General features: G+C 57.1%; 21 protein-coding genes and 1 tRNA gene. 12 read left to right on the top strand and 10 right to left on the bottom strand.

The window, feature by feature from the left end; genetic code table 11:
• Positions 1 to 49: 49 nt before the first annotated feature.
• Together A0U94_RS09650 and A0U94_RS09655 are read left to right on the top strand one after the other, a co-directional pair.
• Positions 50 to 1,576, top strand: coding sequence for a circularly permuted type 2 ATP-grasp protein (locus A0U94_RS09650; protein WP_077803216.1), 1,527 nt, complete (start codon positions 50 to 52; stop codon positions 1,574 to 1,576).
• The gene (locus tag A0U94_RS09655) at positions 1,573 to 2,607 is read left to right on the top strand and encodes an alpha-E domain-containing protein (RefSeq protein WP_231865291.1); all 1,035 of its coding nucleotides are present in this window, start codon (positions 1,573 to 1,575) and stop codon (positions 2,605 to 2,607) included. Before A0U94_RS09650 ends, A0U94_RS09655 begins: the two co-directional genes overlap by 4 nt.
• On the opposite strand, the gene A0U94_RS09660 is transcribed toward A0U94_RS09655, so the two are convergent.
• Both A0U94_RS09660 and A0U94_RS09665 read right to left on the bottom strand, forming a co-directional pair.
• Positions 2,594 to 3,415, bottom strand: coding sequence for a DeoR/GlpR family DNA-binding transcription regulator (locus A0U94_RS09660; protein WP_077803217.1), 822 nt, complete (start codon positions 3,413 to 3,415; stop codon positions 2,594 to 2,596). The genes A0U94_RS09655 and A0U94_RS09660 overlap by 14 nt on opposite strands.
• Positions 3,412 to 4,203: a triose-phosphate isomerase gene (locus A0U94_RS09665; protein ID WP_077803218.1), complete on the bottom strand. Its 792-nt coding sequence runs from the start codon at positions 4,201 to 4,203 to the stop codon at positions 3,412 to 3,414. The genes A0U94_RS09660 and A0U94_RS09665 overlap by 4 nt, the downstream gene beginning before the upstream one ends.
• Before the next feature lie 321 nt (positions 4,204 to 4,524).
• Between A0U94_RS09665 and A0U94_RS09670 the strand changes: the two genes are divergently transcribed.
• From A0U94_RS09670 to A0U94_RS09680, 3 genes are all read left to right on the top strand, one after another.
• Complete coding sequence (locus A0U94_RS09670; protein WP_077803219.1) at positions 4,525 to 5,004, top strand: YbaK/EbsC family protein; 480 nt, start codon at positions 4,525 to 4,527, stop codon at positions 5,002 to 5,004.
• Positions 5,005 to 5,009: 5 nt separating this feature from the next.
• Positions 5,010 to 6,209 carry a DUF2075 domain-containing protein gene (locus A0U94_RS09675; RefSeq protein ID WP_077803220.1) on the top strand — a complete coding sequence of 400 codons (1,200 nt, stop codon included), beginning with the start codon at positions 5,010 to 5,012 and terminating at the stop codon, positions 6,207 to 6,209.
• A gap of 75 nt (positions 6,210 to 6,284) precedes the next feature.
• Positions 6,285 to 7,409, top strand: coding sequence for an SMP-30/gluconolactonase/LRE family protein (locus A0U94_RS09680; protein ID WP_077803221.1), 1,125 nt, complete (start codon positions 6,285 to 6,287; stop codon positions 7,407 to 7,409).
• A gap of 337 nt (positions 7,410 to 7,746) precedes the next feature.
• Here A0U94_RS09680 and A0U94_RS15720 read toward each other — a convergent pair whose 3' ends face one another.
• A complete protein-coding gene (locus tag A0U94_RS15720; RefSeq protein ID WP_149026741.1) occupies positions 7,747 to 8,988 on the bottom strand; it encodes a hypothetical protein in 1,242 nt (413 codons plus the stop codon).
• A 919-nt stretch (positions 8,989 to 9,907) separates the two neighbouring features.
• Positions 9,908 to 9,993, bottom strand: a tRNA-Tyr gene (locus A0U94_RS09690).
• A 68-nt stretch (positions 9,994 to 10,061) separates the two neighbouring features.
• On the opposite strand from A0U94_RS09690, the gene rlmB reads away from it, so the two are divergent.
• Positions 10,062 to 10,910 carry a 23S rRNA (guanosine(2251)-2'-O)-methyltransferase RlmB gene (gene rlmB / locus A0U94_RS09695; RefSeq protein WP_208611631.1) on the top strand — a complete coding sequence of 283 codons (849 nt, stop codon included), beginning with the start codon at positions 10,062 to 10,064 and terminating at the stop codon, positions 10,908 to 10,910.
• 48 nt (positions 10,911 to 10,958) lie between these two features.
• Here rlmB and A0U94_RS09700 read toward each other — a convergent pair whose 3' ends face one another.
• The gene (locus tag A0U94_RS09700; protein WP_077803223.1) at positions 10,959 to 12,044 is read right to left on the bottom strand and encodes an alkene reductase; all 1,086 of its coding nucleotides are present in this window, start codon (positions 12,042 to 12,044) and stop codon (positions 10,959 to 10,961) included.
• A 96-nt stretch (positions 12,045 to 12,140) separates the two neighbouring features.
• Here A0U94_RS09700 and A0U94_RS09705 point away from each other — a divergent pair, with 96 nt between their 5' ends.
• Positions 12,141 to 12,440, top strand: a complete 300-nt coding sequence (locus A0U94_RS09705) for an ArsR/SmtB family transcription factor (protein WP_062108539.1) — start codon at positions 12,141 to 12,143, stop codon at positions 12,438 to 12,440.
• 8 nt (positions 12,441 to 12,448) lie between these two features.
• Here the strand turns inward: A0U94_RS09705 and A0U94_RS09710 are convergent, their stop codons facing one another.
• Entirely contained in the window at positions 12,449 to 12,925 is a 477-nt protein-coding gene (locus tag A0U94_RS09710; protein ID WP_077803224.1) for a TspO/MBR family protein, read from the bottom strand.
• A 65-nt stretch (positions 12,926 to 12,990) separates the two neighbouring features.
• Positions 12,991 to 13,365: a hypothetical protein gene (locus A0U94_RS09715; RefSeq protein ID WP_077803225.1), complete on the bottom strand. Its 375-nt coding sequence runs from the start codon at positions 13,363 to 13,365 to the stop codon at positions 12,991 to 12,993.
• Here A0U94_RS09715 and A0U94_RS09720 point away from each other — a divergent pair.
• The gene (locus A0U94_RS09720; RefSeq protein WP_077803226.1) at positions 13,364 to 14,332 is read left to right on the top strand and encodes an RluA family pseudouridine synthase; all 969 of its coding nucleotides are present in this window, start codon (positions 13,364 to 13,366) and stop codon (positions 14,330 to 14,332) included. The genes A0U94_RS09715 and A0U94_RS09720 overlap by 2 nt on opposite strands.
• Before the next feature lie 244 nt (positions 14,333 to 14,576).
• On the top strand, positions 14,577 to 15,470 hold the full coding sequence (rpoH, locus tag A0U94_RS09725) for an RNA polymerase sigma factor RpoH (RefSeq protein WP_062029416.1): 894 nt from the start codon (positions 14,577 to 14,579) through the stop codon (positions 15,468 to 15,470).
• A 55-nt stretch (positions 15,471 to 15,525) separates the two neighbouring features.
• On the opposite strand, the gene A0U94_RS09730 is transcribed toward rpoH, so the two are convergent.
• Positions 15,526 to 16,287, bottom strand: a complete 762-nt coding sequence (locus tag A0U94_RS09730; RefSeq protein WP_149026743.1) for a meso-2,3-butanediol dehydrogenase — start codon at positions 16,285 to 16,287, stop codon at positions 15,526 to 15,528.
• A 183-nt stretch (positions 16,288 to 16,470) separates the two neighbouring features.
• On the opposite strand from A0U94_RS09730, the gene A0U94_RS09735 reads away from it, so the two are divergent.
• The 3 genes from A0U94_RS09735 (at position 16,471) to A0U94_RS09745 (ending at position 18,958) form a co-directional block, all read left to right on the top strand.
• A complete protein-coding gene (locus A0U94_RS09735; RefSeq protein ID WP_077803228.1) occupies positions 16,471 to 17,196 on the top strand; it encodes an IclR family transcriptional regulator in 726 nt (241 codons plus the stop codon).
• Positions 17,197 to 17,290: 94 nt separating this feature from the next.
• Positions 17,291 to 17,689: a GlcG/HbpS family heme-binding protein gene (locus A0U94_RS09740; RefSeq protein WP_077803229.1), complete on the top strand. Its 399-nt coding sequence runs from the start codon at positions 17,291 to 17,293 to the stop codon at positions 17,687 to 17,689.
• A 33-nt stretch (positions 17,690 to 17,722) separates the two neighbouring features.
• The gene (locus A0U94_RS09745) at positions 17,723 to 18,958 is read left to right on the top strand and encodes an MFS transporter (protein WP_077803230.1); all 1,236 of its coding nucleotides are present in this window, start codon (positions 17,723 to 17,725) and stop codon (positions 18,956 to 18,958) included.
• A gap of 301 nt (positions 18,959 to 19,259) precedes the next feature.
• Here the strand turns inward: A0U94_RS09745 and A0U94_RS09750 are convergent, their stop codons facing one another.
• Both A0U94_RS09750 and gap read right to left on the bottom strand, forming a co-directional pair.
• Positions 19,260 to 20,474, bottom strand: coding sequence for a phosphoglycerate kinase (locus tag A0U94_RS09750; protein WP_077803231.1), 1,215 nt, complete (start codon positions 20,472 to 20,474; stop codon positions 19,260 to 19,262).
• 3 nt (positions 20,475 to 20,477) lie between these two features.
• The gene (gene gap, locus A0U94_RS09755) at positions 20,478 to 21,500 is read right to left on the bottom strand and encodes a type I glyceraldehyde-3-phosphate dehydrogenase (protein ID WP_077803232.1); all 1,023 of its coding nucleotides are present in this window, start codon (positions 21,498 to 21,500) and stop codon (positions 20,478 to 20,480) included.

Here is a 21,500-nt window from a genome sequence, read left to right on the forward strand (position 1 = left end):
TTTTCCCTCAGCACACAGGGTCGGGGAAAAACAGGGTGTGAGGCAGAGAATGAACAAGCCGGTTTTGCAGTCTCCCAATCCCTCCGCGACCACTCCCTCCACGAACAGTCTCTCCGCACTGCCCCCCGCGAAGGCTGCGGCAGGCATTTTCGCCGCCTATGACACGCCGGATTTCTTTTGCGAACTCATGCGCCGGACGGACGAAATGCCGTCGTCGCTCAGGACCGTGCGCGACCGTCTGGCCGCTTTTGATCTGTCGGAACTGCGTCATCGCACCAGCACGGCCGAGACCCAGCTCTATCGACTGGGCATCACCTTCACCGTCTATTCCGACCGCGAAGCGATCGACCGCATTCTCCCCTTCGACATGATCCCGCGCGTTCTGACGGCCTCGGAATGGGAGCATATCGACCGCGGCGTGCAGCAGCGCGTCAGGGCCCTCAACCTGTTCCTGCGCGACATCTACCACGAGCGTCATGTCCTGCGGGACGGCATCATTCCGGCCAGTCTGGTGCTCGGCAACCCCAATTACTGCGAAGCCATGGTCGGCGTCCGCGTTCCGGGGGACGTCTACGTCCATATCAACGGAACCGACCTGATCCGCGACAGCAGCGGCCGTTTCATGGTCCTGGAAGACAATGCGCGCACGCCGTCGGGCGTCTCCTATGTCATCGAGAACCGGCACATGATGCTGCGCCTGATGCCCGACCTTGCCTCGGGCATGCCGCTGCGTTCGGTTGAGGAATACGGCCTCAAGCTGCATCAGACCCTGTGCGAGGTCGCGCCCGAGGGCGTGACCGATCCGCAGGTCGTCCTGTTCTCGCCGGGCATCTACAATTCCGCCTATTTCGAACATGTCTTTCTGGCCCGCGAGATGGGCGTGCCCCTCGTCGAAGGCCGGGACCTGATCGTCGAGAACCATCGCGTCTACATGCGCACGGTCGCAGGCCTCCGCCCCGTCCATTCGATCTATCGTCGCCTCAATGACGAGTATCTGGACCCGCTGGCGTTCAATCCGGACAGCATGCTCGGCGTGCCCGGTCTCGTAGAGGCCTATCGCCGTGGAAATGTCACCTTGGCCAATGCGCTGGGAACGGGAGTTGCGGACGACAAGGCCGTCTATGCCTACATGCCCCGTCTCATCCGCTATTATCTTGGCGAAGACCCGATCCTCGACAGCGTCCAGACCCATATCTGCGCCGAGCCGGAGGGGCTGGCCTACACGCTCGCCAACATGGACAAACTCGTTATCAAGCCCGTCGGCGAGTCGGGCGGGTATGGTCTGCTGATCGGCTCGCAGGCCACACAGACCGAACTGGACGAATTCCGCGCCAAGCTGCTCGAAGATCCCTCCAATTATATCAGCCAGCCCGTCATCGACCTCTCGGTCTCCCCCACGCTCTGTCCCAGCGGCGTGGAGGCGCGGCACGTGGATCTGAGACCCTTTGCCCTGACGGGGAAAAACACATGGGTCCTCCCCGGCGGTCTGTCCCGCGTAGCCCTTCGCAAAGGCTCGCTGGTCGTTAATTCTTCACAGGGCGGCGGCTCGAAAGACACCTGGGTGATGGCCCGATGACACAGACTGGCACACGCTTTCCGGCAATGCTCGCCAATCTTAACACGCTGCTGTCGCGCTATGGCGAAAGCATGATGTGGCTCGCCCGCTATATGGAGCGGATCGAGAATCTGGCCCGTATTCTGGAAGTAACGGAAGCCTTCGTCCGCAATCCCGACGGCAGTCCGGGATGGGATTCCATCCTTCAGATCAACTCGGATGAGGAGCGCTACGCCGCCCTCTATGCGCTGCCCGCGACGGAAGACAATATCCTCGCCTTCTACATCACGGAAAATACCAACCCCACCTCCATCCGCGCCATGGCGCACATGGTTCGGGAAAACGCCCGTTCGGCGCGCCCGCTGATCTCAACTGAAATGTGGATGCAGCTCAACATCTTCACCCAGAGCATGATGGAGCTTTCAACGCCCGACATCCGCCGTAATGGCCTGTCCGGGCTGTGCAACCGCATCAAGCAGGACTGCCAGACGCATTTCGGCGTCACCGAGGGCACGCTGTACCGCGATCAGGCATGGCTGTTCTATCTGCTGGGGAAATATCTGGAGCGTTCCGACCAGATCACCCGTCTGATCGACATCCGCTATCACACGCTGCTGCCCGGCGGCGAAACCTTCGGCTCGCAGCTGGATCTGACGCAGTGGGGGTCCGTCCTGCGCTCGGCCGCCGCCTATCACGCCTTCCGCCGCCTCCAGCCCGTGACAACCACACCCGCCAATGTCGTGGGATTTCTGCTCAAGAACGAGGGCTTTCCGCGGTCGCTGATGCTCAATCTGCGGCAGGTGGAAAGCACGCTCAACGCCCTGTCCACACACTACAATCTCCGCCACCAGTGCGGGCCGCTTCAGGAACGCATCATCAATCTGAGAGCCACGCTCGAAGACCAGACGGCCGAGGACATCATTTCCCGCGGACTGCATGAATATATGACCTACATCCAGGACGAACTCTCAGCCCTGCAGGCGGAAGTCTCCGTCACATTCTGGCCGGCCGCCCCGGTCATAACGCGGCAGAAGGCGCTCAGTCCGGAGTAACTCCGGAACCGGGACGGGGCACGTCCGCAATCTTCAGGGCTATGCCTGCATCCCGCAAAAGCCCGGCGCGGACGGGATCAATCCCGTCATCGGTAATCACGACATCAAATTCGGACAGGAGCGCCAGCCGGTTCATGGCCGAAGTGTCGAACTTCCGGCTGTCCGCCAGAAGAACGCGGCAATCCGCAACGTCCATAAGGGCACGCTTGGCCTGGATGATGTCCTCGACCTGATGATAGACCGCCATTCCAGAGACTGCCGCTGCCGACACGAATGCCGTGTTGATCCGCATGGACCTCACGGCCTGTTCGCAGATCCTGCCCACAAAGGCGTCGAACGTCGGACTGTACCGCCCCCCGAGACCAATCAACCCGACCGTCTCGCAAGGCCCCAGACGGCTGACGAGCCCACGGCTGTTCGTCACGACCGTCAATCCGGCAATGTCGGACAGTCTGTCTGCCATTGCTCCGGCAGTCGTGGAATCATCGAGCGCTATGGTGTCGCCCTGGCTGACCATGGAGGCGGCCAGCGTCGCAATCGCCTGTTTTTCGGCAACAGCCTGCCCTCTTCGATACATCACGCTGCCCGCTGCGCTGATGTTCGGAAGAGCCGTAATATCTGCTCCGACCCGCCGCACCAGCCCCTGCGCGCAGAGTGCCAGCAAATCCCGGTTGATCGACGCCCGACTGAGCGAAAAGCGCTTCAGCAGGTCCGCGACCGGCACCACGCCATGTTCGGTGACATAATCAAGGATCCCGCGCCGGCGGCCGGACAGTGCCTGCCCTTCCGTAAGCAGGGCATTCATCATGCAGGAACCTTCGGAGACACCACGTCACGCACGCTCTCGACCAGATCCATAAAATCCGCAGGATCCCAGCCTGCCCGGCCAATCAGCACGCCGTCCACATCCGGCAGGGCCACATAATCGCGGATATTGCCCCGCGAAACGCTCCCGCCATAAAGCAGCGGAATCCGCACGGAGCTGCCCTGACCCACGATCCCCTGCACGACGCCGCGCAGCGTCGTATGGATCTGCGAGACGAAAGCCGGTTCGGCAGGACGGCCTGCCGCTCCAATGGCCCAGACGGGCTCATAGACCACCAGAACCCGTTCAAGGTCTTCCTGTGAAACCCCGTGCAGCGCGATTTTCGTCTGCCGCGCCAGAGTCTCCTGCGAAACGCCGAATTCATATTCGTCCAGCGTATCGCCAATGCAGATCAGGGGACGCAGACCATGCCGGAGCGCTGCGCGGACCTTCAGATTGACCGTCCAGTCCGTCTCCCCGAAGTGCAGCCGACGCTCCGAATGCCCCAACACAACAATGGACGCACCGCATTCAGCGATCATCGGCGCGGAAATTTCGCCCGTCCACGCCCCGTTCTCTTCCCAGTACATGTTCTGCGCGCCAACCATCAGGGGACTGTCATGAAGGACCGCTCCCACATCCCGCAGAGACGTGGCGGGCGGGGCCAGAAAACACCGGACGCCTTCGGGGGGCCGAAAAAACGCGAGGGCCCGGGCGTCCGCAATGGCTGCGGCCGGCCCCTTGTTCATTTTCCAGTTCGTCCCGATCCAGATGCTTTTCTGACTCACGATGCCTCTCCCGACAGCTTTCCGACCTGCTGGATCGTCACGACGACTCTCCCGCCCCCAGAGCGGCCAGCAATCTCTTTAGCGTTAAACAATAACGAAAAAAACGTCATGTGTCTCATGAATAACGATACATCTCGCAACTCCGGGTCAGCCTAGCGCAGAACGGGCCGCCTCTTTCCAGCATCCGTCATGTTGCCAACCCGCCTCCGCGCGCCCATACAGGCAACACGATACTGCAGGTCCCACCCGGAATGGCCTCGCTGATTTTTGCTGGAATTCAGCCGCCCGGCGTATATGGCCTGCTTCTGGAAACGGAGCACGCACATGACCCGAGAAACAGCCGCAACCGCTTTTCTGACGGCCCGGAACATTCCCTTCAGCATTCATGATTATGACTATGCCCCTAATGGCGGTCTGATCGGAATGCAGGCTGCGGCTGCGATCGGCGTGCCACCTGAAGACGTGCTCAAGACGCTGGTTGTCGAAGTGGACAAGAAACAGGCGGTCTGCGTCGTGGCCCCTGCGCATCAGCGCATGAATCTCAAGAAGGTCGCCGCCCTGTTCGACGGGCGCAATGCCCGCATGATGAGCCCTGAAAAGGCGCATGATCTAACCGGCTTCGAGTCCGGCGGAACCAGCCCGTTCGGATCGAAAACGCCGATCCCGGTCGTCCTGTCACAGGACGCAATGCCGCGTGCGCATGTCTATATCAATGCGGGCGGTCAGGGGCTGGTCGTGCGGATCACGCCCGCGGATGCGCAGCGCGCCACGGATGCCACGGTTGCCGATATCGCCGCAGACTGAGCCCCATGAGCGTTTCCGACAATGCTGCAACGCGCAAGCTCTCCCCCGAGCTTGCACTGTCCGGACCACAGATAGATCTGCTGCATCGCGTGGTTTCATTCTGCGAACGCCACCGAAAGGACGACAGCGCCCTTTTCATTATTGAAGGCGCGGCAGGCACAGGAAAAAGCGTCGTCCTGAATGCGATCTTCAATACACTCCAGACCCGGGCGCGGAGCGACTCACCTGCCGATCCACTGAAGGATCTGCGGAACATGCTGATCGTCAACCATCCGGAAATGCTCAAGCTCTATCGCAACATCGCGGCCACGATGCCAAACCTGCGCAAAAGCGATTACGAGCGCCCGACAACGTTCATCAATAAATCCGCAAAGACCGGAAAACGCGCAGATATCGTTCTGGTGGACGAAGCGCACCTGCTCCTGACGCGACCAGACCGGTACAATCATTTTTCCCAGCAGAACCATCTGGAGGAACTCCTGCGCTGGGCACGGATCGTGGTGGTCGTGTTTGATCCGTTACAGGTACTGAAGTTCAAGAGCCACTGGTCCAACGATCTTCTAGAGAGCTTCCGCAAAGACCGTCCCTCAGAAACCTTCCATCTCGAAACCCAGTTCCGTGTCGCGGCCAGTGCAGCCACATGTTCGTGGATTGACGCTCTGGGACAGGGCAGGATCCTGCCACTCCCGCAAGATCCGGGCTTCGATCTGCGGATCTATGACGACTGTGCGAAGCTTTACGCGGATCTGCGTGACTGCAACGCAAAACACGGCCTCTGTCGTCTGCTCTCGACATATGACTATCCCTACACGCTCAATGGTGAAGACCATTTCATCACCGAAGGTGCTTTCCATCTGCGCTGGGACCGCTCCCTGCCAAGCGAAAAACTGCCCTGGGCCGAGCGCCCCGATACGATTGACGAGGTGGGGTCTGTCTATACCATTCAGGGGTTCGACCTGAATTATGCCGGCGTCATCCTTGGGCCCTCACTGTTTTACGACGCAGAACACGACCAGATCGGCGTACGGCCGGAGCGGTATGAAGACACCGCGGCCTTTCAGGGGCGCAACGGGATCACTGCACCCGAAGAAGCAAAAAAGCGCGTTATTCTCAACGCCCTGAACGTCATCCTCACGCGCGGCATTCATGGGCTGTTCCTGTATGCCCATGATCCTGCCCTGCGAACCCGGCTCCTGCAACGCTGATCTTCCGCATTCACGTGGGCGTGGGTTGTCATGGCGCAGCCATTCTGTTCCTTTACCGGTAAAGGAGACTTAACCATGGCTCGTCAGACATTTCTGGCTTTCGCTTTCAGCGTCGGTATTTCAGCTCTCACCACCGCGTCCCCTCTTCTCGCCGCAGAAACCGTGGACAAAGGCACGCTTTCATCCGGCAATGTGCAGGTCATCGGACGGTTTTCCAACGCCCAGCCCTCCGGCATTGCCGTTCTGCCTGATGGGCGCATGGTGCTCGGCTTCCCCCGCAGCGCCCATGAACATTCGGGGCCCAGACTTGCGCTGTATGCGAAAGGCAAGCTGACTCCCTTCCCCGATGCCGCGTCACAGGAGCAGTTCGTCTCTCCGCTTGGCATGACGGTGGATGCCAACGGACAGCTCTGGGTGCTGGATGAAGGCATGGTGGCTGGCACGGGAACCGTGGCGGGTGCACAGAAGCTGTTCCGGATAGACCCCGCCAGCAGGAAAATCGCGCAGGTTATCCCGCTTGGCGCTCCGGCACTTCTGCCAGACAGCCACCTCAATGACGTCCGCATTGACCTGACCCATGGCAAAGCGGGCAGCGCGTTCATTTCGGACACTTCCGTCGATGTGCATCCCGCACTGATTGTCGTCGATCTGGCCACAGGACATCAGCGTCGCATTCTCGCGGACACGGTCTCCGTCATGCCCGTCCAGGGCTTTGTGGCCATGATGGATGGCGTGACAGGGCGTTATGATCCATCACATGCCATCGTCCCTCAGGGCGGGGTGAACGGCATTGCCATCAGTCCCGATCAGCAGACGCTTTACTGGCAGCCGCTGAGCAGCCGCCGCCTCTATTCCGCGCCCACCGCCGTCCTGTCCGATCCGAAAACCAGCGAAACCGATCTGGAGCGGGCCGTAAAGGATGAAGGCGAAACCGGGATGAGCGATGGCATAGCCACCGGCCCGGATGGATCGCTCTACATCACGGATAACGAACGTCACGCAATCCTGAGACATCGTCCTGACGGTCAGATCTCGGTCGTTGCCCATGATCCGCGCCTGACTGAACCCGATGGCCTAACCTACGCCAATGGCGCGCTCTACGGCACAGTTGGGCAGTGGGCGCGTCTGCCGGTATTTCATGACGGTAAAGACCTCGAAGTCATGCCATATATTGTCGTGAAGATCGCGCCTCTTGACTGAAACCACACTCCCGCCGGAGGCGCTCCCCAGCCCTCCGGCACTGCCTTTCCATAACTTCTGCAATCCCCCCTTTGATCCAACCAGAGAAATGCATGAAAGAGCAATTTCAGAGAGGCCGAAGTTCTCTTCCAGAATTTTTACTGCTCTATATTCGTAAATCGTATACCTTTATCGACTGAAAATCCAAAACCAACCCGGAATAGAAAACACAGAGACACCTGCTTATACTGACAAAATCATTTTGCCATAGAGTGTTTCCTGAGGCGCTACAAAAGCACAAACTCAAAGCCAGAGAATTATCACAACATGGCATTCCGGTAACAAATATAGATGTTAATCAAACGCCCTTAATTCCAAATATTCTTCTGATTTTACTGCTAAAAGATAAAGAATCATTATTTTTTTGATGTTTTTTATTTAAATTTATAGCCGAAAAAATATTTATTTTATCATTGAAATTCAATTTCCCAAAATAATTTATGAAAAAATCTTCCGAAAAAGGAATTTTTATATAATTTTTTCCAATTTTGTTAACTTCTGCACTAATTATTCCGTAATCAACCTCTATATAATCACAGTCATAAAAACAAAAACATTTTCTTTGTTCAATATTTACAACAACAGGAGAAAATCTACTATCTTCAAATGGTGTCTCTGACCAGAAAAAACCCGAAATCGAATAAAAAAAACTCATCATGTAACCATGCTTATTGAGAATAAGAAATAAATACTTACTTTCTTTATATGGAAGAAAATCATAAACAAAAGAATAATAATTTTTATATACATTTTTATCATTAAAATAGATCTGATTTTTAATACATATTTTTGATTTTTCAGAAATAGTAAATTCAAGATAATAGTTAAGTATATTCTCAAGTATTTTTTTTGTAGATAATGGACTTCCCTCTTCCAATTCAGCACGAATCACAGAACTTATGATTTTTCTTTTTTCAAGATAATATAATGATAAATGACCTATACCCGGAAGAATTACTGTATTTATTTTATTTAAATATTTATCTATTAAATAAAATGTCTTGACGTCATCCTTAATCGATAAATCAAGTATTACTATAAATTTATCTTGTTTCTTTGGCGAAAGATGTGATATTTTAACGTTTTTAAGGCAATAATTTTCTATGTAACTGCTGTTTAATTTATCGAACAGTAGCCTCTCTTCACTATCATTTAAATTCATTTCGCTTTCTGATAAAGACAAATATGGGCTACATACAATACACAAGTCCACTTCTATATATGTTGAAATATAAAATGCAAAAAATCCTCCCATAGAATGACTAATTATTATTATGCGAGAAAAATTGCTTAGAAAGTTTTTTAGAAAATCAAGCGCCGATTCAGTGGAATTATTTATGAAGAAATCTCTTTTCTTATTGGTTATTCCCAAAATATTGAAATCTTCAAAACTATCCTCTAATAGAATATATTTATCAGCTTCATCTTCATGGCCTATACCGCTTATTGATATGATAATTGTATCTTTTATACTTTTTGCCGTTAAATTTCCTCTTGAAGGAGAAAAATTCATTGACATAAAATCATTATGGAAAATCATATTTTCTCCATTTATAAAATAAATATTGATATTATTATTTAAATAATCATTAACCATGATATAATTAAAAATTTTATTTATGCGATTTATGTAAAAATTTATGAATATCCGACGTATTCCACAAAATGCATTATTTCTTTTGATTATATTTATATCTGAATCTTTCTAGATTTAGAAACGATCGTAAGGCAATCGAGTTTCTTAAAACTAGTCCATGAAAATATTTTTATTTAAATCCATGCCGATGGAAAATAGCCTCATTAAAACCCTAAATCACATGCTATCAGTTACGAGTCAAACATGAATGCTCGATTTTTTTGGCTGCATAAGATACTGTGCACTAATTATTATGTTATAAACACTTAAATAATAGAAAATATATTATAATAAATATACTGTAATTTTAACTACTGATACATTTTTCTTCACGCCTACACCGCTATTGGTTTGAGCAATCAGACATCGTATAGGTCTTAAAATCTATTTTTAATCACTTGTTTAAAACTATATATATACTTTTTGACAAGTGATTATATAATGAGTGAAATTCGATATTTATTTAAGTTATTTTTATTTTGTTTGTGATAAAAAAATAACTAATACAGATCTGCTGCAAGGAGCATCCAGGACTTTCCTGCGTGACGCAATTGCCGAAACCGGAGACGCTTCTCGCTCCCAGTAGCTTAAGAGGCGACATCGCAAAAAAGATCGCATATCCCGCGTCTCATTTTCGATTTTTCGCAAGACACGCTCTTGTTTGAAATCGGCCTTTATTGCTGACTATTCTTTTCCAAAGTCGGCCATCTGCCCGGAAATTATTTCGGTGGAGCCGTGCGGAAAAATTATAGAGCCGCCAATGTCATTATGACTAGGCTCAGCCCCCTAAGGGGAAAAATCATTAAATTAGATTGAAGAGACCTGGTGGAGAGAGTTGGATTCGAACCAACGTAGGCGTACGCCAGCGGATTTACAGTCCGCCCCCTTTAGCCACTCGGGCACCTCTCCGGGTCGGCGGTTCAAATATGGCGGATTGACGGCTATGTCAATCGCCTGTTGTCGATTATATGCTTTTTATGGCCAGAAGATCTCTCTCCCGTTCCGCCCCCGACCGTTCCACGGGTCGCTCCTCCCCTCCTTCCGCACACGCTGAGCAGCCGTCTCGCTCATCCAGTGAGCGCTCTGGCGGCCGCGGTGGCCGCTCCGGTCGTGGCCATGCCGGCAATTCCGGTTCCGGCTACTGGATTTATGGGCATCATGCCGTACAGGCGGCTCTCGCCAATCCTGAGCGGGTCATCCATGATTTTCTGGCGACGCGCGAAGCTGCGACATCTTTTGAAGGTGCCTCACACAAGCCGCAGATCGTGGACCGTGAGCGCCTCGACAAGCTTTGTGAGCGCGATGCCGTGCATCAGGGTGTCTGCCTGCGAGTTGAGCCTCTGGAAACGCTTGCCATTCCCGATATCGTTGAACGGACAGGACCGGTTCTGGTGCTGGATCAGGTGACGGATCCGCGCAATATCGGCGCCATTCTCAGATCTGCTGCGGCTTTCGGGGCGGCTGCCCTCCTCGTTCAGGATCGCAATGCCCCCCAGGAAAGTGGCGCCATGGCGAAAGCAGCCTCAGGCGCCCTCGACGTCGTTCCCATCCTGCGTGAGGTCAACCTCTCCCGCGCGCTTCAGGCACTTCAGGCTGAGAATTTCTGGGTTGTCGGTCTGGATGCCGGGGGCACACGGCTCGACGGAAAGGGGTTCGCCGGACGTCGTGTGGCACTGGTTCTCGGAGCTGAAGGGGCCGGACTGCGCCGTCTGACGCGCGAAACCTGTGACGAAATCGCCAGCGTTTACATGCCCGGCGAAATGGAAAGCCTCAACGTCTCCAATGCTGCGGCCGTTGCGCTGTACGAGCTCGTTCGGCCGGTCTGACTGGCAGTCCGGGAGCCACCACGACGGCTCCCGGACTGCTTCAAGGATTCAGTTAGGGCCCGATGTAGCGGACGGATAGTCGATGTATCCTTCCGCCCCCTGACTGTACCAGGTCTTCATATTGTCTGCCTCAAGGGCGATGCCGCGCGCAAAACGCTCCGGCAGGTCGGGATTCGAGATGAACTTCCGACCAAAGGCAATCGCGTCAGCATGGCCTTGTGTCAGAGCTTCCTGCGCCGTCTCGAACGTATAGTCCTGATTGAGGACCAGCGGGCGGGTAAAGACCTTGCGGATCTGTGGAGACAGTTTGGGCTGATCCGTCTTGCCGAAAGTTCCGTCCGGACCCGGTTCGCGCAGTTCGAGCCAGGCGACGCCCAGATCCTGAAGCAGTCTGGCGGCCGGCACAAAAACCGTTTCCGGTGCGCTGTCGATGCAGCCCTGCGTATCGCCATTCGGTGACAGGCGAACACCTGTGCGTTCCGCGCCGATCGCACCAATCACACGTTCGGTCACTTCACGCAGGAGCCGGATGCGGTTTTCCGGCGAACCCCCATAGTCATCGGTGCGAAGATTCGTCCCGTCCCTCAGGAATTCGTCAATGAGGTAGCCATTGGCCGCATGGATCTGCACACCGTCGAAACCCGCACGGATGGCGTTGTGTGCCGCAGTCTCGTAATCGCTCAGGATGCGGCTGATATCGGCGGCATCAATGGCGCGCGCCTGTTCATAGGGCTTTTTGCCTTCATAGGTATGGACTTCACCCGGAGCGGTCGTCGCTGAGGCCGAAACGGGCTGCGTTCCCGTAACGGAGGAATGAACCATCCGCCCCATATGCCAGAGCTGGCAGACGATCTTGCCGCCTTTGGCATGAACCGCAGCTACGATCGGCTTCCAGGCCTCGACCTGCTCATCCGACCAGATACCGGGGGCAAACGGCCAGCCCAGCCCCTCGCGGGAAATACCCGTGGCTTCGGTGATGATCAGTCCGGCACTGCTGCGCTGAGCGTAGTATTCCGCCATGATCGACGTCGGAACGGCGTTCCTGTCGGCGCGCGCACGCGTCAGCGGAGACATCAGAATCCGGTTCTTTGCATGAATGGGACCGAAATCAATCGAATCGAACAGCGTTGGCATCCTGTTTTTCCTTCAATGGACTGATCACCATATTGTTCGATAAAATTCGAACAAAGCAAGTGTTGCGATAAAACTTCAGGAAAGGGATAAGACCTCATGGCTGCCTACGACCATCCTGACCCCGCGACATTCGAACTGATTCTTGTGCTGCGCGCGCTGGCTGATCCTGCGCGTCTGGACATCGTGCGGCATCTGGGCCGGGTGGGAGAGGCCAACTGCGCCACCCTGATCGGGACGCGGCCCAAATCCAGCATGTCGCACCATTTTCAGGTCCTGCGTGAAAGCGGCGTCCTGCGAACGCGCATCGAAGGCGTCCAGCACCGCAATTCCCTGCGGCTTGCCGAGCTTGACGCACGGTTTCCCGGGCTGATGACGGCCATTCTGAACGCGGCCTGAGGACGGCTTCAGTTCGTGCGCCAGACTTCTTCGTGAATGCAGGTGGCGAAAATCAGCCATGCGAAAAACGGTACCTGCATAGAGGCCGCCTTGCAGTCCACCTTATGCGCCGTACAGATCGAAGCCCCGGACGTCATGATCAGGCCGACACAGATGGCCAGACCCGTTCCAAGCTGTCGTTTGCGGAACACGAAGAACGGAAAGCCTGCCACACCGGCAACACACAGGGCCCAGAGGCTCAGCGCTGCCGTCCGGCAACAGGACTTCTCGGCCCGCAGAAGCCGATAGCCCGACCAGGCCAGAAGCCCGTCCAGAATCGTCCAGACGATGCCATAGACCGGACCGGGCGGATTGAAATGCGGCTTGTTCAGCCGGTCGTACCACCGGCGGGTAGACGCATCATCCGCCGGGCTGATTTCACGCGAGGCGTACTGCACCCCAAAAACCGTGCCGACGGCCAAGGCCGCATCAATCAGACGTCCCATTATTCCGGTATCCTTTCTGAATCCTGCCGCCTTAACGCGGAAACACGGCGGCAGGTTCAGACCGGTCAGGGCGAAGATGGCGCAGGCGTTCCGAAATCCAGCTCGGCGGCGATTTTTCCGGCCTCCGGGTTCCACAACAGCACCCGGTCGCTTCCGGTACCGCTGAGCGTTACGGCCATCAGACCGTCAGGGCGCGCTGTAACCGCCGTAATGTGCTCACCCGCCCCGAGCGGAAGAGCCAGACGCGAGAAGCCTCCCTCAACCAGCGGCACAGTTGCCGTGACGCTCGGGCGTGGATGCAGGAAGCGGTAGGCAATCACGCCGATCAGCCCGAAAACGGCCGCGATAATCAGCACGCCCATCAAAATTACAGCGGCCAGAAGCGCTTTTGGTGTGTGCGACTCGCTGTTCGCCATTTCCTCGGCTACACCCTGTGTCATGTCTGATCCTGTTTCCCCATTCCGTCTTGTTGTCGATGCGTCCACGGCTGGCCAGAGGGCCGACCGCGCGCTGGCGGACGCCATCGGCACGGTTTCCCGCTCCCGGGTCAAGGCCCTGATTGAAAGCAGCAATCTTTCCGTCAATGGAAAGACGGTCTGCGAACCGGCGGAAACGCTGCGTGAAGGCATGGAACTGCTGCTGACATTCCCGGCGCCCACCCCCGCCCGCCCTATCGCCGAGCAGATCCCGCTCAACATCCTTTATGAAGACGACGACCTGATCGTGCTCGACAAGCAGGCCGGGCTCGTCACGCATCCGGCGCCCGGAAACGAGACCGGCACACTGGTCAACGCCCTGCTGGGCCATTGCGGCGAAGGATTCGAGGGGATTGGCGGCGAGAAGCGTCCGGGAATCGTGCATCGTCTGGACAAGGACACGTCCGGTCTGATGGTCGTGGCCAAGACGGCCATGGTCCATAATACCCTGTCCGAAGCCTTTGCCGCCCGTGACATCGACCGCGCCTATCTGGCCCTCGCCTGGGGGCTGCTGCCGCTGGAAGGCGAGTTCGACGGCAACATCGGCCGCGACAAGCGGGACCGCAAACGCATGGCGGTCGTGGGCAATGGCGGCAAGGTCGCCCTGACACGTTTTAGGCTGATCGAACCCTATCAGGCGGCCGTGTCCCTGATCGAATGTCGCCTCGCCACTGGACGGACCCATCAGATCCGTGTTCACCTTTCGAACGCAGGCCATCCCCTGCTCGGTGATCCGGTCTATCTGCGCCGGATTCCCGCAGCGGCGCGCGGTCTGTCACAGGATGCGAAGGAAGCGGCGCTCGATTTTCCCCGTCAGGCGCTTCATGCGACCCGACTCGGATTTATCCATCCGCGGACGAAAAAACAGCTTTCGTTCGAAACTGCCCCCCCTGAAGACTTCCAGGCCTTGAAAAAGCGACTGATCGGCTAAACCTTAAAAGGCCATTGACTTTTTTGGCTGAGCCTGTCATAAACCACCCATCCGACGAGCTGACGCGCCGCCGGAACGGATCGTACCACCAGAGGTCGCCCAGTCCGGGGGCTGACGGTCGGGGACGTGAAAGTCCTTCCCAATGCGTCACCTGGGTCAGACGGAACTATCCCGTCGCCGGTCCGTATGAGTCTCCATCTCATCCGGATGCGGGTTAAGCCCCGGGCGAAAGGAGTCGAAGACCATGGCATCCCCAGCCGTCATTTCAGTGGGTCCCGAGAACAATCTCACCCGCTACCTTCAGGAAATCCGCAAGTTCCCCCTGCTGACCCCGCAGGAAGAGCTCGATCTCTCCCGCCAGTGGCGCAAGAACGAGGATACCAGCGCGGCACACCGCCTCGTCACGTCCCATCTGCGCCTCGTAGCCAAGATCGCCATGGGCTATCGTGGCTATGGCCTGCCGGTGAACGAACTCATCAGCGAGGGCAATATCGGCATGATGCAGGCCGTCCGCCGGTTCGATCCGGAGCGCGGCTTCCGCCTTGCCACCTATGCCATGTGGTGGATCCGTGCCGCCATGCAGGAATACATCCTGCACAGCTGGTCTCTGGTGAAAATCGGCACGACCGCCTCGCAGAAGAAGCTGTTCTTCAATCTGCGTCGTTTGAAAGGACAGATGCAGGCAATTGACGATGGCGATCTGAAGCCGGAGCAGGTCAACTCGATTGCGACCACCCTTGGCGTGCCGGAACAGGACGTTATGTCCATGAACCAGCGTCTGGCCGCGCCAGATCACAGCCTGAACGCACCTCTGCGTATTGATGGCGAGGGCGAGTGGCAGGACTGGCTCGTGGACGACCACGAGAACCAGGAACAGACCTACGCTGCATCCGAGGAGTTCACAGGCCGCAAGGCGCTTCTGGATCAGGCCATGATGACGCTGAATGAGCGTGAGCGTCATATCCTGAGCGAACGTCGCCTGAAGGAAGAGCCTTCCACGCTGGAAGACCTTTCCCATCACTATAACGTCTCGCGCGAACGTATCCGTCAGATCGAAGCCCGCGCCATGGAGAAACTTCAGAAGGCCATGGCGGCTGAAGTCGAACATCGCCGCCGCGAAAACGGGCTTCAGGCCTAAGGCACCATACGCCCTGCGAAACCCGCTGAAGTCCTGCTTCAGCGGGTTTTTCATGTCAGGACATCGGGGGCTGACCGTTGGAGGCTGACGTTCCGCCATCGACGGCGACGGTCGCACCCGTGACGAACCCGGCTTCTGCACTTGCCAGAAACACGATCACCGGCGCCACGTCCTCGGGTTCACCCAACCGCCCCAGCGCGGTCCGTTCGGTGAAACGCTTTGCTTTTTCCGGATCGTCGACCAGCGCCTTGCCCATAGCCGTACGGCACAGCCCCGGATTGACCGCGTTGACCCGGATTCCATATGTCCCCAGATCCAGCGCCAGAGACCGCGTCAGATTAACGGCGCCCCCCTTGGCCGCGTTGTAGGCCGGGAAGTTCCAGTCCCCGCCCATTCCGGAAATCGAGGCGACATTGACGATATTGCCCTTCGTTTTCTTCAGATGGGGAATGGCAGCCCGCGAACAATAGAAAATACTGCTCAGATCGGTGTTGATGACATGGCTCCAGGTGGAGTTGTCGATCTCGTCCGGCTGGCCCGGAACAGCGATGCCGGCGTTGTTGACCAGCACATCAAGCTGACCGAAATGCCCGACGGCCCGGCTGACCATCTGTTCCACGGCCTCGGCATCAGACACGTCACAGGTTATGGCAAAAACGTTGTCAGCAAACTGGCCCGCAACCGACTTCAGTGTCTCGGCATCCCTGTCCACCAGAACGACGTTGGCGCCTTTTTCGTGAAACCGTGTTGCCGTTGCCTTGCCAAAGCCCGAAGCGGCACCGGTAACGATCACGGTTTTTCCTGCAAAATCCCTCACGGACATGCTCTCCTGTCTGTTGCGTCCAACAGAAAAACGATGCTGCGTCTTCCTGTTCCGCCCCTACAAAGCGGTTCACGTGGGAAGGGTTCTGTGCTGTCAGGACGGACAGCGCCGGAATATCCAGATATCCATCCATGCTGAACTTCCCGCCCCCGAAACCTGCCAGACCGGAAAAACGCCATGACCCGAGCCCCGCGCATGATCCAGTCCATCGAACGCTCCGCCGCGATTCTGGAAATCATTGCGCAGGCTGGTGGCGGCGCGCGCCTTCAGGAAATCGCGACGATTTCAGGCATAGGCAAAACAACTGCCCACAATATCCTTCAGACCCTTGCCCAGCTTGGCTATGTCCAGCGTCGCTCCGGAGACATGCGCTACCATCTGGGGGGTCGGGTCCTGAACCTCTCCCGCATCGCCGGGGACGATCACGCCCTGCGCACCCGGACGCGCCCTGCCCTCGAATCCATTGCGAAAAACAGCGGAGCCGTGGTTTTCCTCGCCGTGCCCAGCGGAGACAAAGTGGCCTATCTGGATATTCTCAACCCGCATGATCCTGCCATGGCCGCGGCCCTGCTACAGACGCGCGAAACACTGGAAGGCTCGGCCGTCGGGCTGGTCTTTCTTGCCTTCGTCCCCGGATTGGGCAGACGCGTCCTCAGTACGCGCACCCATGCACTGGATGGCGACAGCCTCAATCGTATCGAGGATGTGCGCGTCAAAGGTTATTCCCTTGATCTTGAGACATTCCGCCCGGGCTGGAATGCCGTGGCCATTCCCTGGCGTGAGAACGGCGAAGTGCGCGCGAGTATCTGTGTCAGCGGCCCGGCAGAGACCCTCCCCCGCCATCGCCTGATTCATCTGAGCTGGATGATGATGAAGCAGGTTGAAAAAGCATCTGTCCAATAATGTTGGACAAATCGACTTTTCATAAAATTGAAATTCCATCTCTCTCCGCCAGCGATAGTGTCTTCCGTTTCCTCTGACACGAAGGCTGAAACCCATGAAACTTTCCACCGCAACAGCTATGCTGGATGCCGCTCACGCCGAGGCTAGACGACTGAATGTCGCCGTCTGCATTTCCATCCTTGATGAGGCGACCTGGCCCATGGCCATGATCCGCCTGGATGGAACCCCCCTCGGCGCCATTGAAGTTGCGACCAAAAAGGCCCGGACCTCGGTCCTCTTCCAGACAGACAGCGCTGATTTCGCCGCGATAGGCCATCCGAATGGCGAAGCTTACACGCTTGAAAACACCAATGGCGGCCTCACGAGCTTTGGCGGTGGTGTTGTGCTGCGTGCGACTGACGGCACTGTCCTCGGCGCAATCGGTGTTTCCGGCGCGAGTGTGGATGAAGACATCGCGATTGCCCGTGCGGGCGCCGCAGCACTCAGCGCCTGATCTTTTTGCAGCTTTCACTAATGGTCCCATCCCATGACGACTGACACCCTCCCGGCGCCAGACGCCACGATTCAGGTCCCGCCACCCCACGGACGGACAGCGGCGCTCCTGACCCTCACCTTCTGCACGTTCGTCGTGGGAACAGGGGAATTCGCCATTATGGGCATGCTCCCTGAATTTGCCCGCTCTCTGGGCCTGTCTACAGCCGATGCGGGCTATGCCATCACCGCCTATGCGCTGGGTGTGGTCATCGGTGCACCGCTCATCACCATTCTGGGCGCGCGTCTGTCGCGCCGGGAGCTGCTGCTGCTCCTGCTAATCCTGTTCTGCCTCGGAAACCTGCTCAGCATCGTTATGCCAACACCTAGCCTGGTCGAAGTCGGGCGGTTCATTACCGGACTGCCGCATGGTGCGCTGTTCGGAATTTCGGCCCTGGTCGCAGCCTCCATGGTGGAACGCTCACGGCGGGGCTGGGCGGTAGGGCGCGTTCTGTCGGGTATTGCGATCTCGACCCTGATCGGCGCGCCGTTCTCGACCTTCGCCGCCAATCATTTCGGCTGGCGGATTGCCTATCTCATCATTGCCATCTTCGGATTTCTGACGTTTCTGGGTGTCTGGCGCTATATTCCGGCCGACACGCCCAACCGGAAGAACTCGCCGCTTCGGGAAGTGACCGCCCTTGGCAACACGCAGGTGCTGCTCACTCTTCTGACGGCGGCCATCGGGTTTGGCGGCATGTTCGCGATCTACACCTATCTCACCAGCGTGCTTCAGAACGTCACGCATGTTCCGGAATGGCAGGTCATGCTGTTCATGGTCATCTGGGGTTTTGGAATGCTGGCCGGTGCCAATATCGGCGCATGGATCGTGGACCGGAACCTCGATATCGCTGCCCTTCTTGCACTTGCCGGAAGCGCTGCAGTCATGGTGGTCTTCCCCATGCTGCTCCACAACGGGCCAGCCCTGATGGTGGATGTCTTTCTGGTGCCGACCTTTGTAAACGCGCTCGGTCCCGCACTTCAGACACGTCTGATGGATTTCGCGGGAGACGCACAGACGCTCGCCGCGTCCCTGAACCACTCGGCCTTCAATATCGCCAATGCTTTGGGGGCGTCGCTGGGGAGCGTGCTTCTGGCACGGCAGCTTGGCTATGGTTCACTCGGATTTGGGGGAGCTGTGCTCTCGGGAGCCGGGTTGCTCGTCTATCTTCTGGCGATGCTGGTGCTCAGACGCAGTGGGCAGGTCGAGGTCCGGGGTCAGATCAACTGAAGCCGATACGGAACCTCAGGCTAGAAACCATTATTCTAAGTGCCCCCACCATAATACCGGTTGGAATAGGCAGCTTGCGACTCAATTCTTGAAGGAGACAGCAGCATTCCATCCGGACGACCGCTCGTGACAGGTTCTCCGGTTGAAGGCGGAGCAGGCTGGCTTGGGGGCTGGTTGTAAGCCTGACACCCGGCAAGGCTGCACAACAGACAAAGGCCTGACAGAAGCTTTCTCAATGTCTGCCTCTCCTTATGAAGAAACGCATAAAAAAGCCGGGAAGGTTTCCCCTCCCGGCTTTTTTTCAGGTGAGCCCCAGATCGTGGCCCGCGGAACGAAGAACCTCGATCCCCGGAAGAATCTTGCCTTCCAGCCATTCGAGGAAAGCCCCGCCAGCGGTGGAGACATAGGTCATCTTGTCTACAACGCCTGCATGACGCAGGGCCGAGACCGTATCGCCACCACCGGCGATCGTCTTGAGCTTGCCTTCTTCCGTCAGCTGCGCGGCATACTGCGCAACCTCGACTGTTGCCTTGTCGAAAGGCGCAATCTCGAACGCACCCAGCGGCCCATTCCAGACCAGCGTCTTGAGCGTATCCAGACGCTCGCGGATCAGCGCGACCGTGCGCGGACCGGCATCGAGAATCATGGCATCGTCCGGGACTTCGCCAATCAGGCAGGTCTCGGTCGGGACATTGGCCTTGAACTCGCGCGCCACGACCGCATCGACGGGCAGGATGATCTCGCAGCCTTTTTCCTGCGCAAGATGGGCGATCTTGCGCGCCGTCTCGTGCATGTCGGCTTCCTGCAGGGACTTGCCCACATTCATGCCTTCAGCCGCGAGGAACGTGTTGGCCATCGCCCCTGTGATGAACAGCGTGTCCACCTTCTCGATGACATTCCCGATCAGGTCGAGCTTCGTCGAGATCTTGGAACCGCCAATGATCGCACCGACCGGGCGCTCCGGGTTCTCCAGAGCAGCCGACAGCGCACTCAGTTCCGCCTGCATCAGACGCCCGGCAAAGGACGGCAGATCCCGTGCCACGCCTTCGGTCGAGGCATGGGCACGGTGTGCGGCTGAAAACGCGTCGTTGACGAAGATGTCGCCATTCTGTGCCAGAGCCTTGGCGAACGCCGGGTCATTGGCCTCTTCACCCGCATGAAAGCGCGTGTTTTCGAGAACGATGATGTCCCCGTCCACCATCGCACCCACGGCGGCTTCCACGGTCGGACCAACGCATTCGGCCACGAAACCGACCGGCTGGCCGAGGATCTGACCGAGCTTCAGCGCGATCGGACGCAGCGACAGAGCCGGGACGACCTGCCCCTTAGGGCGGTCGAAATGGCTGAACACCACGACGCGCGCACCTTTGTCGGCCAGTTCGCGGATGGTGGGCGCGACCCGTTGCAGGCGGGTATCATCGGTGATGACGCCGTCATGCATCGGGACGTTGAGGTCGGCGCGGACCAGCACGCGCTTGCCGCGTGCGTCCACACCATCAAGGGTGCGGAAGGCCATCACTCAGAGGCTCCCGAACAGGGCTGCCGTATCGGCCATACGGTTGGAGAAGCCCCACTCGTTGTCGTACCAGGAGCAGACGCGCACCATCTTGCCGCCATCGACGAGGACCGTCTGCGTCGCATCGAAGATCGACGACGCCTTGTCATGGTTGAAGTCGGAGCTGACGAGCGGCGCCGTGTTGTACTCGAGAATACCCTTCAGGGACCCTTCGAGCGAAGCGGCACGGATGGCTTCGTTGACGGCTTCGGCGGAAGCCGGAGCGCGCGTCGGGACGAAATCCAGAGAAACGACCGAGACATTTGGGGTCGGAACGCGGATGGAGGTTCCGTCCAGCTTGCCCTTCAGATGCGGCAGAACCAGACCGACGGCCTTGGCAGCTCCCGTGGACGTCGGGATCATGTTCAGCGCGGCGGCGCGGGCGCGGCGCGGGTCCTTGTGCAGGGTATCCACCGTGCGCTGGTCGCCCGTGTAAGAATGGATCGTGACCATGTAGCCACATTCGATCCCGAAGGCCTTGTCCAGAACGGAGGCCACGGGCGCCAGGCAGTTCGTGGTGCAGGACGCGTTGGAAATGATCTTCATGTTCGGCGTCAGGACATCATTGTTCACACCGAACACGATCGTCGCATCAACGTCTGTCGCGGGAGCGGAAATGACGACGCGCTTGGCACCGGCTTCCAGCAGGGCCGAAGCCTTTTCGCGGGACGTGAAGAGGCCCGTGCATTCCATCGCCACATCGACACCCTGGAACGGGACCTGTGCCGGGTTACGCTCGGCAGATACCGTGATCGGACCATAGGTGCGGCCATTGGCTTCGATGATCAGGCTGTTGCCCTCGGCGCGAACGGTTCCAGGAAGACGGCCATGCGTGCTGTCATAAGCCAGAAGATGCGCGTTGGCCTCGACGGAACCCAGATCGTTGATGGCGACAACCTCGACATCCGTGCGACCGCTCTCGATGATGCCACGCAGCACCAGCCGTCCGATCCGTCCGAAACCGTTGATCGCGATTTTTACAGCCAT

This window comes from Gluconobacter albidus, assembly GCF_002005485.1.
Lineage (GTDB): Bacteria > Pseudomonadota > Alphaproteobacteria > Acetobacterales > Acetobacteraceae > Gluconobacter > Gluconobacter albidus.

Bases quoted from the DNA above. Each gene is read 5' to 3' on its own strand.
- A0U94_RS09650 (WP_077803216.1), top strand. From the start codon at position 50: ATGAACAAGCCGGTTTTGCAGTCTCCCAATCCCTCCGCGACCACTCCC.
- A0U94_RS09655 (WP_231865291.1), top strand. From the start codon at position 1,573: ATGACACAGACTGGCACACGCTTTCCGGCAATGCTCGCCAATCTTAAC.
- A0U94_RS09660 (WP_077803217.1), bottom strand. From the start codon at position 3,415: ATGATGAATGCCCTGCTTACGGAAGGGCAGGCACTGTCCGGCCGCCGG.
- A0U94_RS09670 (WP_077803219.1), top strand. From the start codon at position 4,525: ATGACCCGAGAAACAGCCGCAACCGCTTTTCTGACGGCCCGGAACATT.
- A0U94_RS09675 (WP_077803220.1), top strand. From the start codon at position 5,010: ATGAGCGTTTCCGACAATGCTGCAACGCGCAAGCTCTCCCCCGAGCTT.
- A0U94_RS09680 (WP_077803221.1), top strand. From the start codon at position 6,285: ATGGCTCGTCAGACATTTCTGGCTTTCGCTTTCAGCGTCGGTATTTCA.
- A0U94_RS15720 (WP_149026741.1), bottom strand. From the start codon at position 8,988: ATGATTTTCCATAATGATTTTATGTCAATGAATTTTTCTCCTTCAAGA.
- rlmB (WP_208611631.1), top strand. From the start codon at position 10,062: ATGGCCAGAAGATCTCTCTCCCGTTCCGCCCCCGACCGTTCCACGGGT.
- A0U94_RS09700 (WP_077803223.1), bottom strand. From the start codon at position 12,044: ATGCCAACGCTGTTCGATTCGATTGATTTCGGTCCCATTCATGCAAAG.
- A0U94_RS09705 (WP_062108539.1), top strand. From the start codon at position 12,141: ATGGCTGCCTACGACCATCCTGACCCCGCGACATTCGAACTGATTCTT.
- A0U94_RS09710 (WP_077803224.1), bottom strand. From the start codon at position 12,925: ATGGGACGTCTGATTGATGCGGCCTTGGCCGTCGGCACGGTTTTTGGG.
- A0U94_RS09720 (WP_077803226.1), top strand. From the start codon at position 13,364: ATGTCTGATCCTGTTTCCCCATTCCGTCTTGTTGTCGATGCGTCCACG.
- A0U94_RS09715 (WP_077803225.1), bottom strand. From the start codon at position 13,365: ATGACACAGGGTGTAGCCGAGGAAATGGCGAACAGCGAGTCGCACACA.
- rpoH (WP_062029416.1), top strand. From the start codon at position 14,577: ATGGCATCCCCAGCCGTCATTTCAGTGGGTCCCGAGAACAATCTCACC.
- A0U94_RS09735 (WP_077803228.1), top strand. From the start codon at position 16,471: ATGACCCGAGCCCCGCGCATGATCCAGTCCATCGAACGCTCCGCCGCG.
- A0U94_RS09740 (WP_077803229.1), top strand. From the start codon at position 17,291: ATGAAACTTTCCACCGCAACAGCTATGCTGGATGCCGCTCACGCCGAG.
- A0U94_RS09745 (WP_077803230.1), top strand. From the start codon at position 17,723: ATGACGACTGACACCCTCCCGGCGCCAGACGCCACGATTCAGGTCCCG.
- A0U94_RS09750 (WP_077803231.1), bottom strand. From the start codon at position 20,474: ATGGCCTTCCGCACCCTTGATGGTGTGGACGCACGCGGCAAGCGCGTG.
- gap (WP_077803232.1), bottom strand. From the start codon at position 21,500: ATGGCTGTAAAAATCGCGATCAACGGTTTCGGACGGATCGGACGGCTG.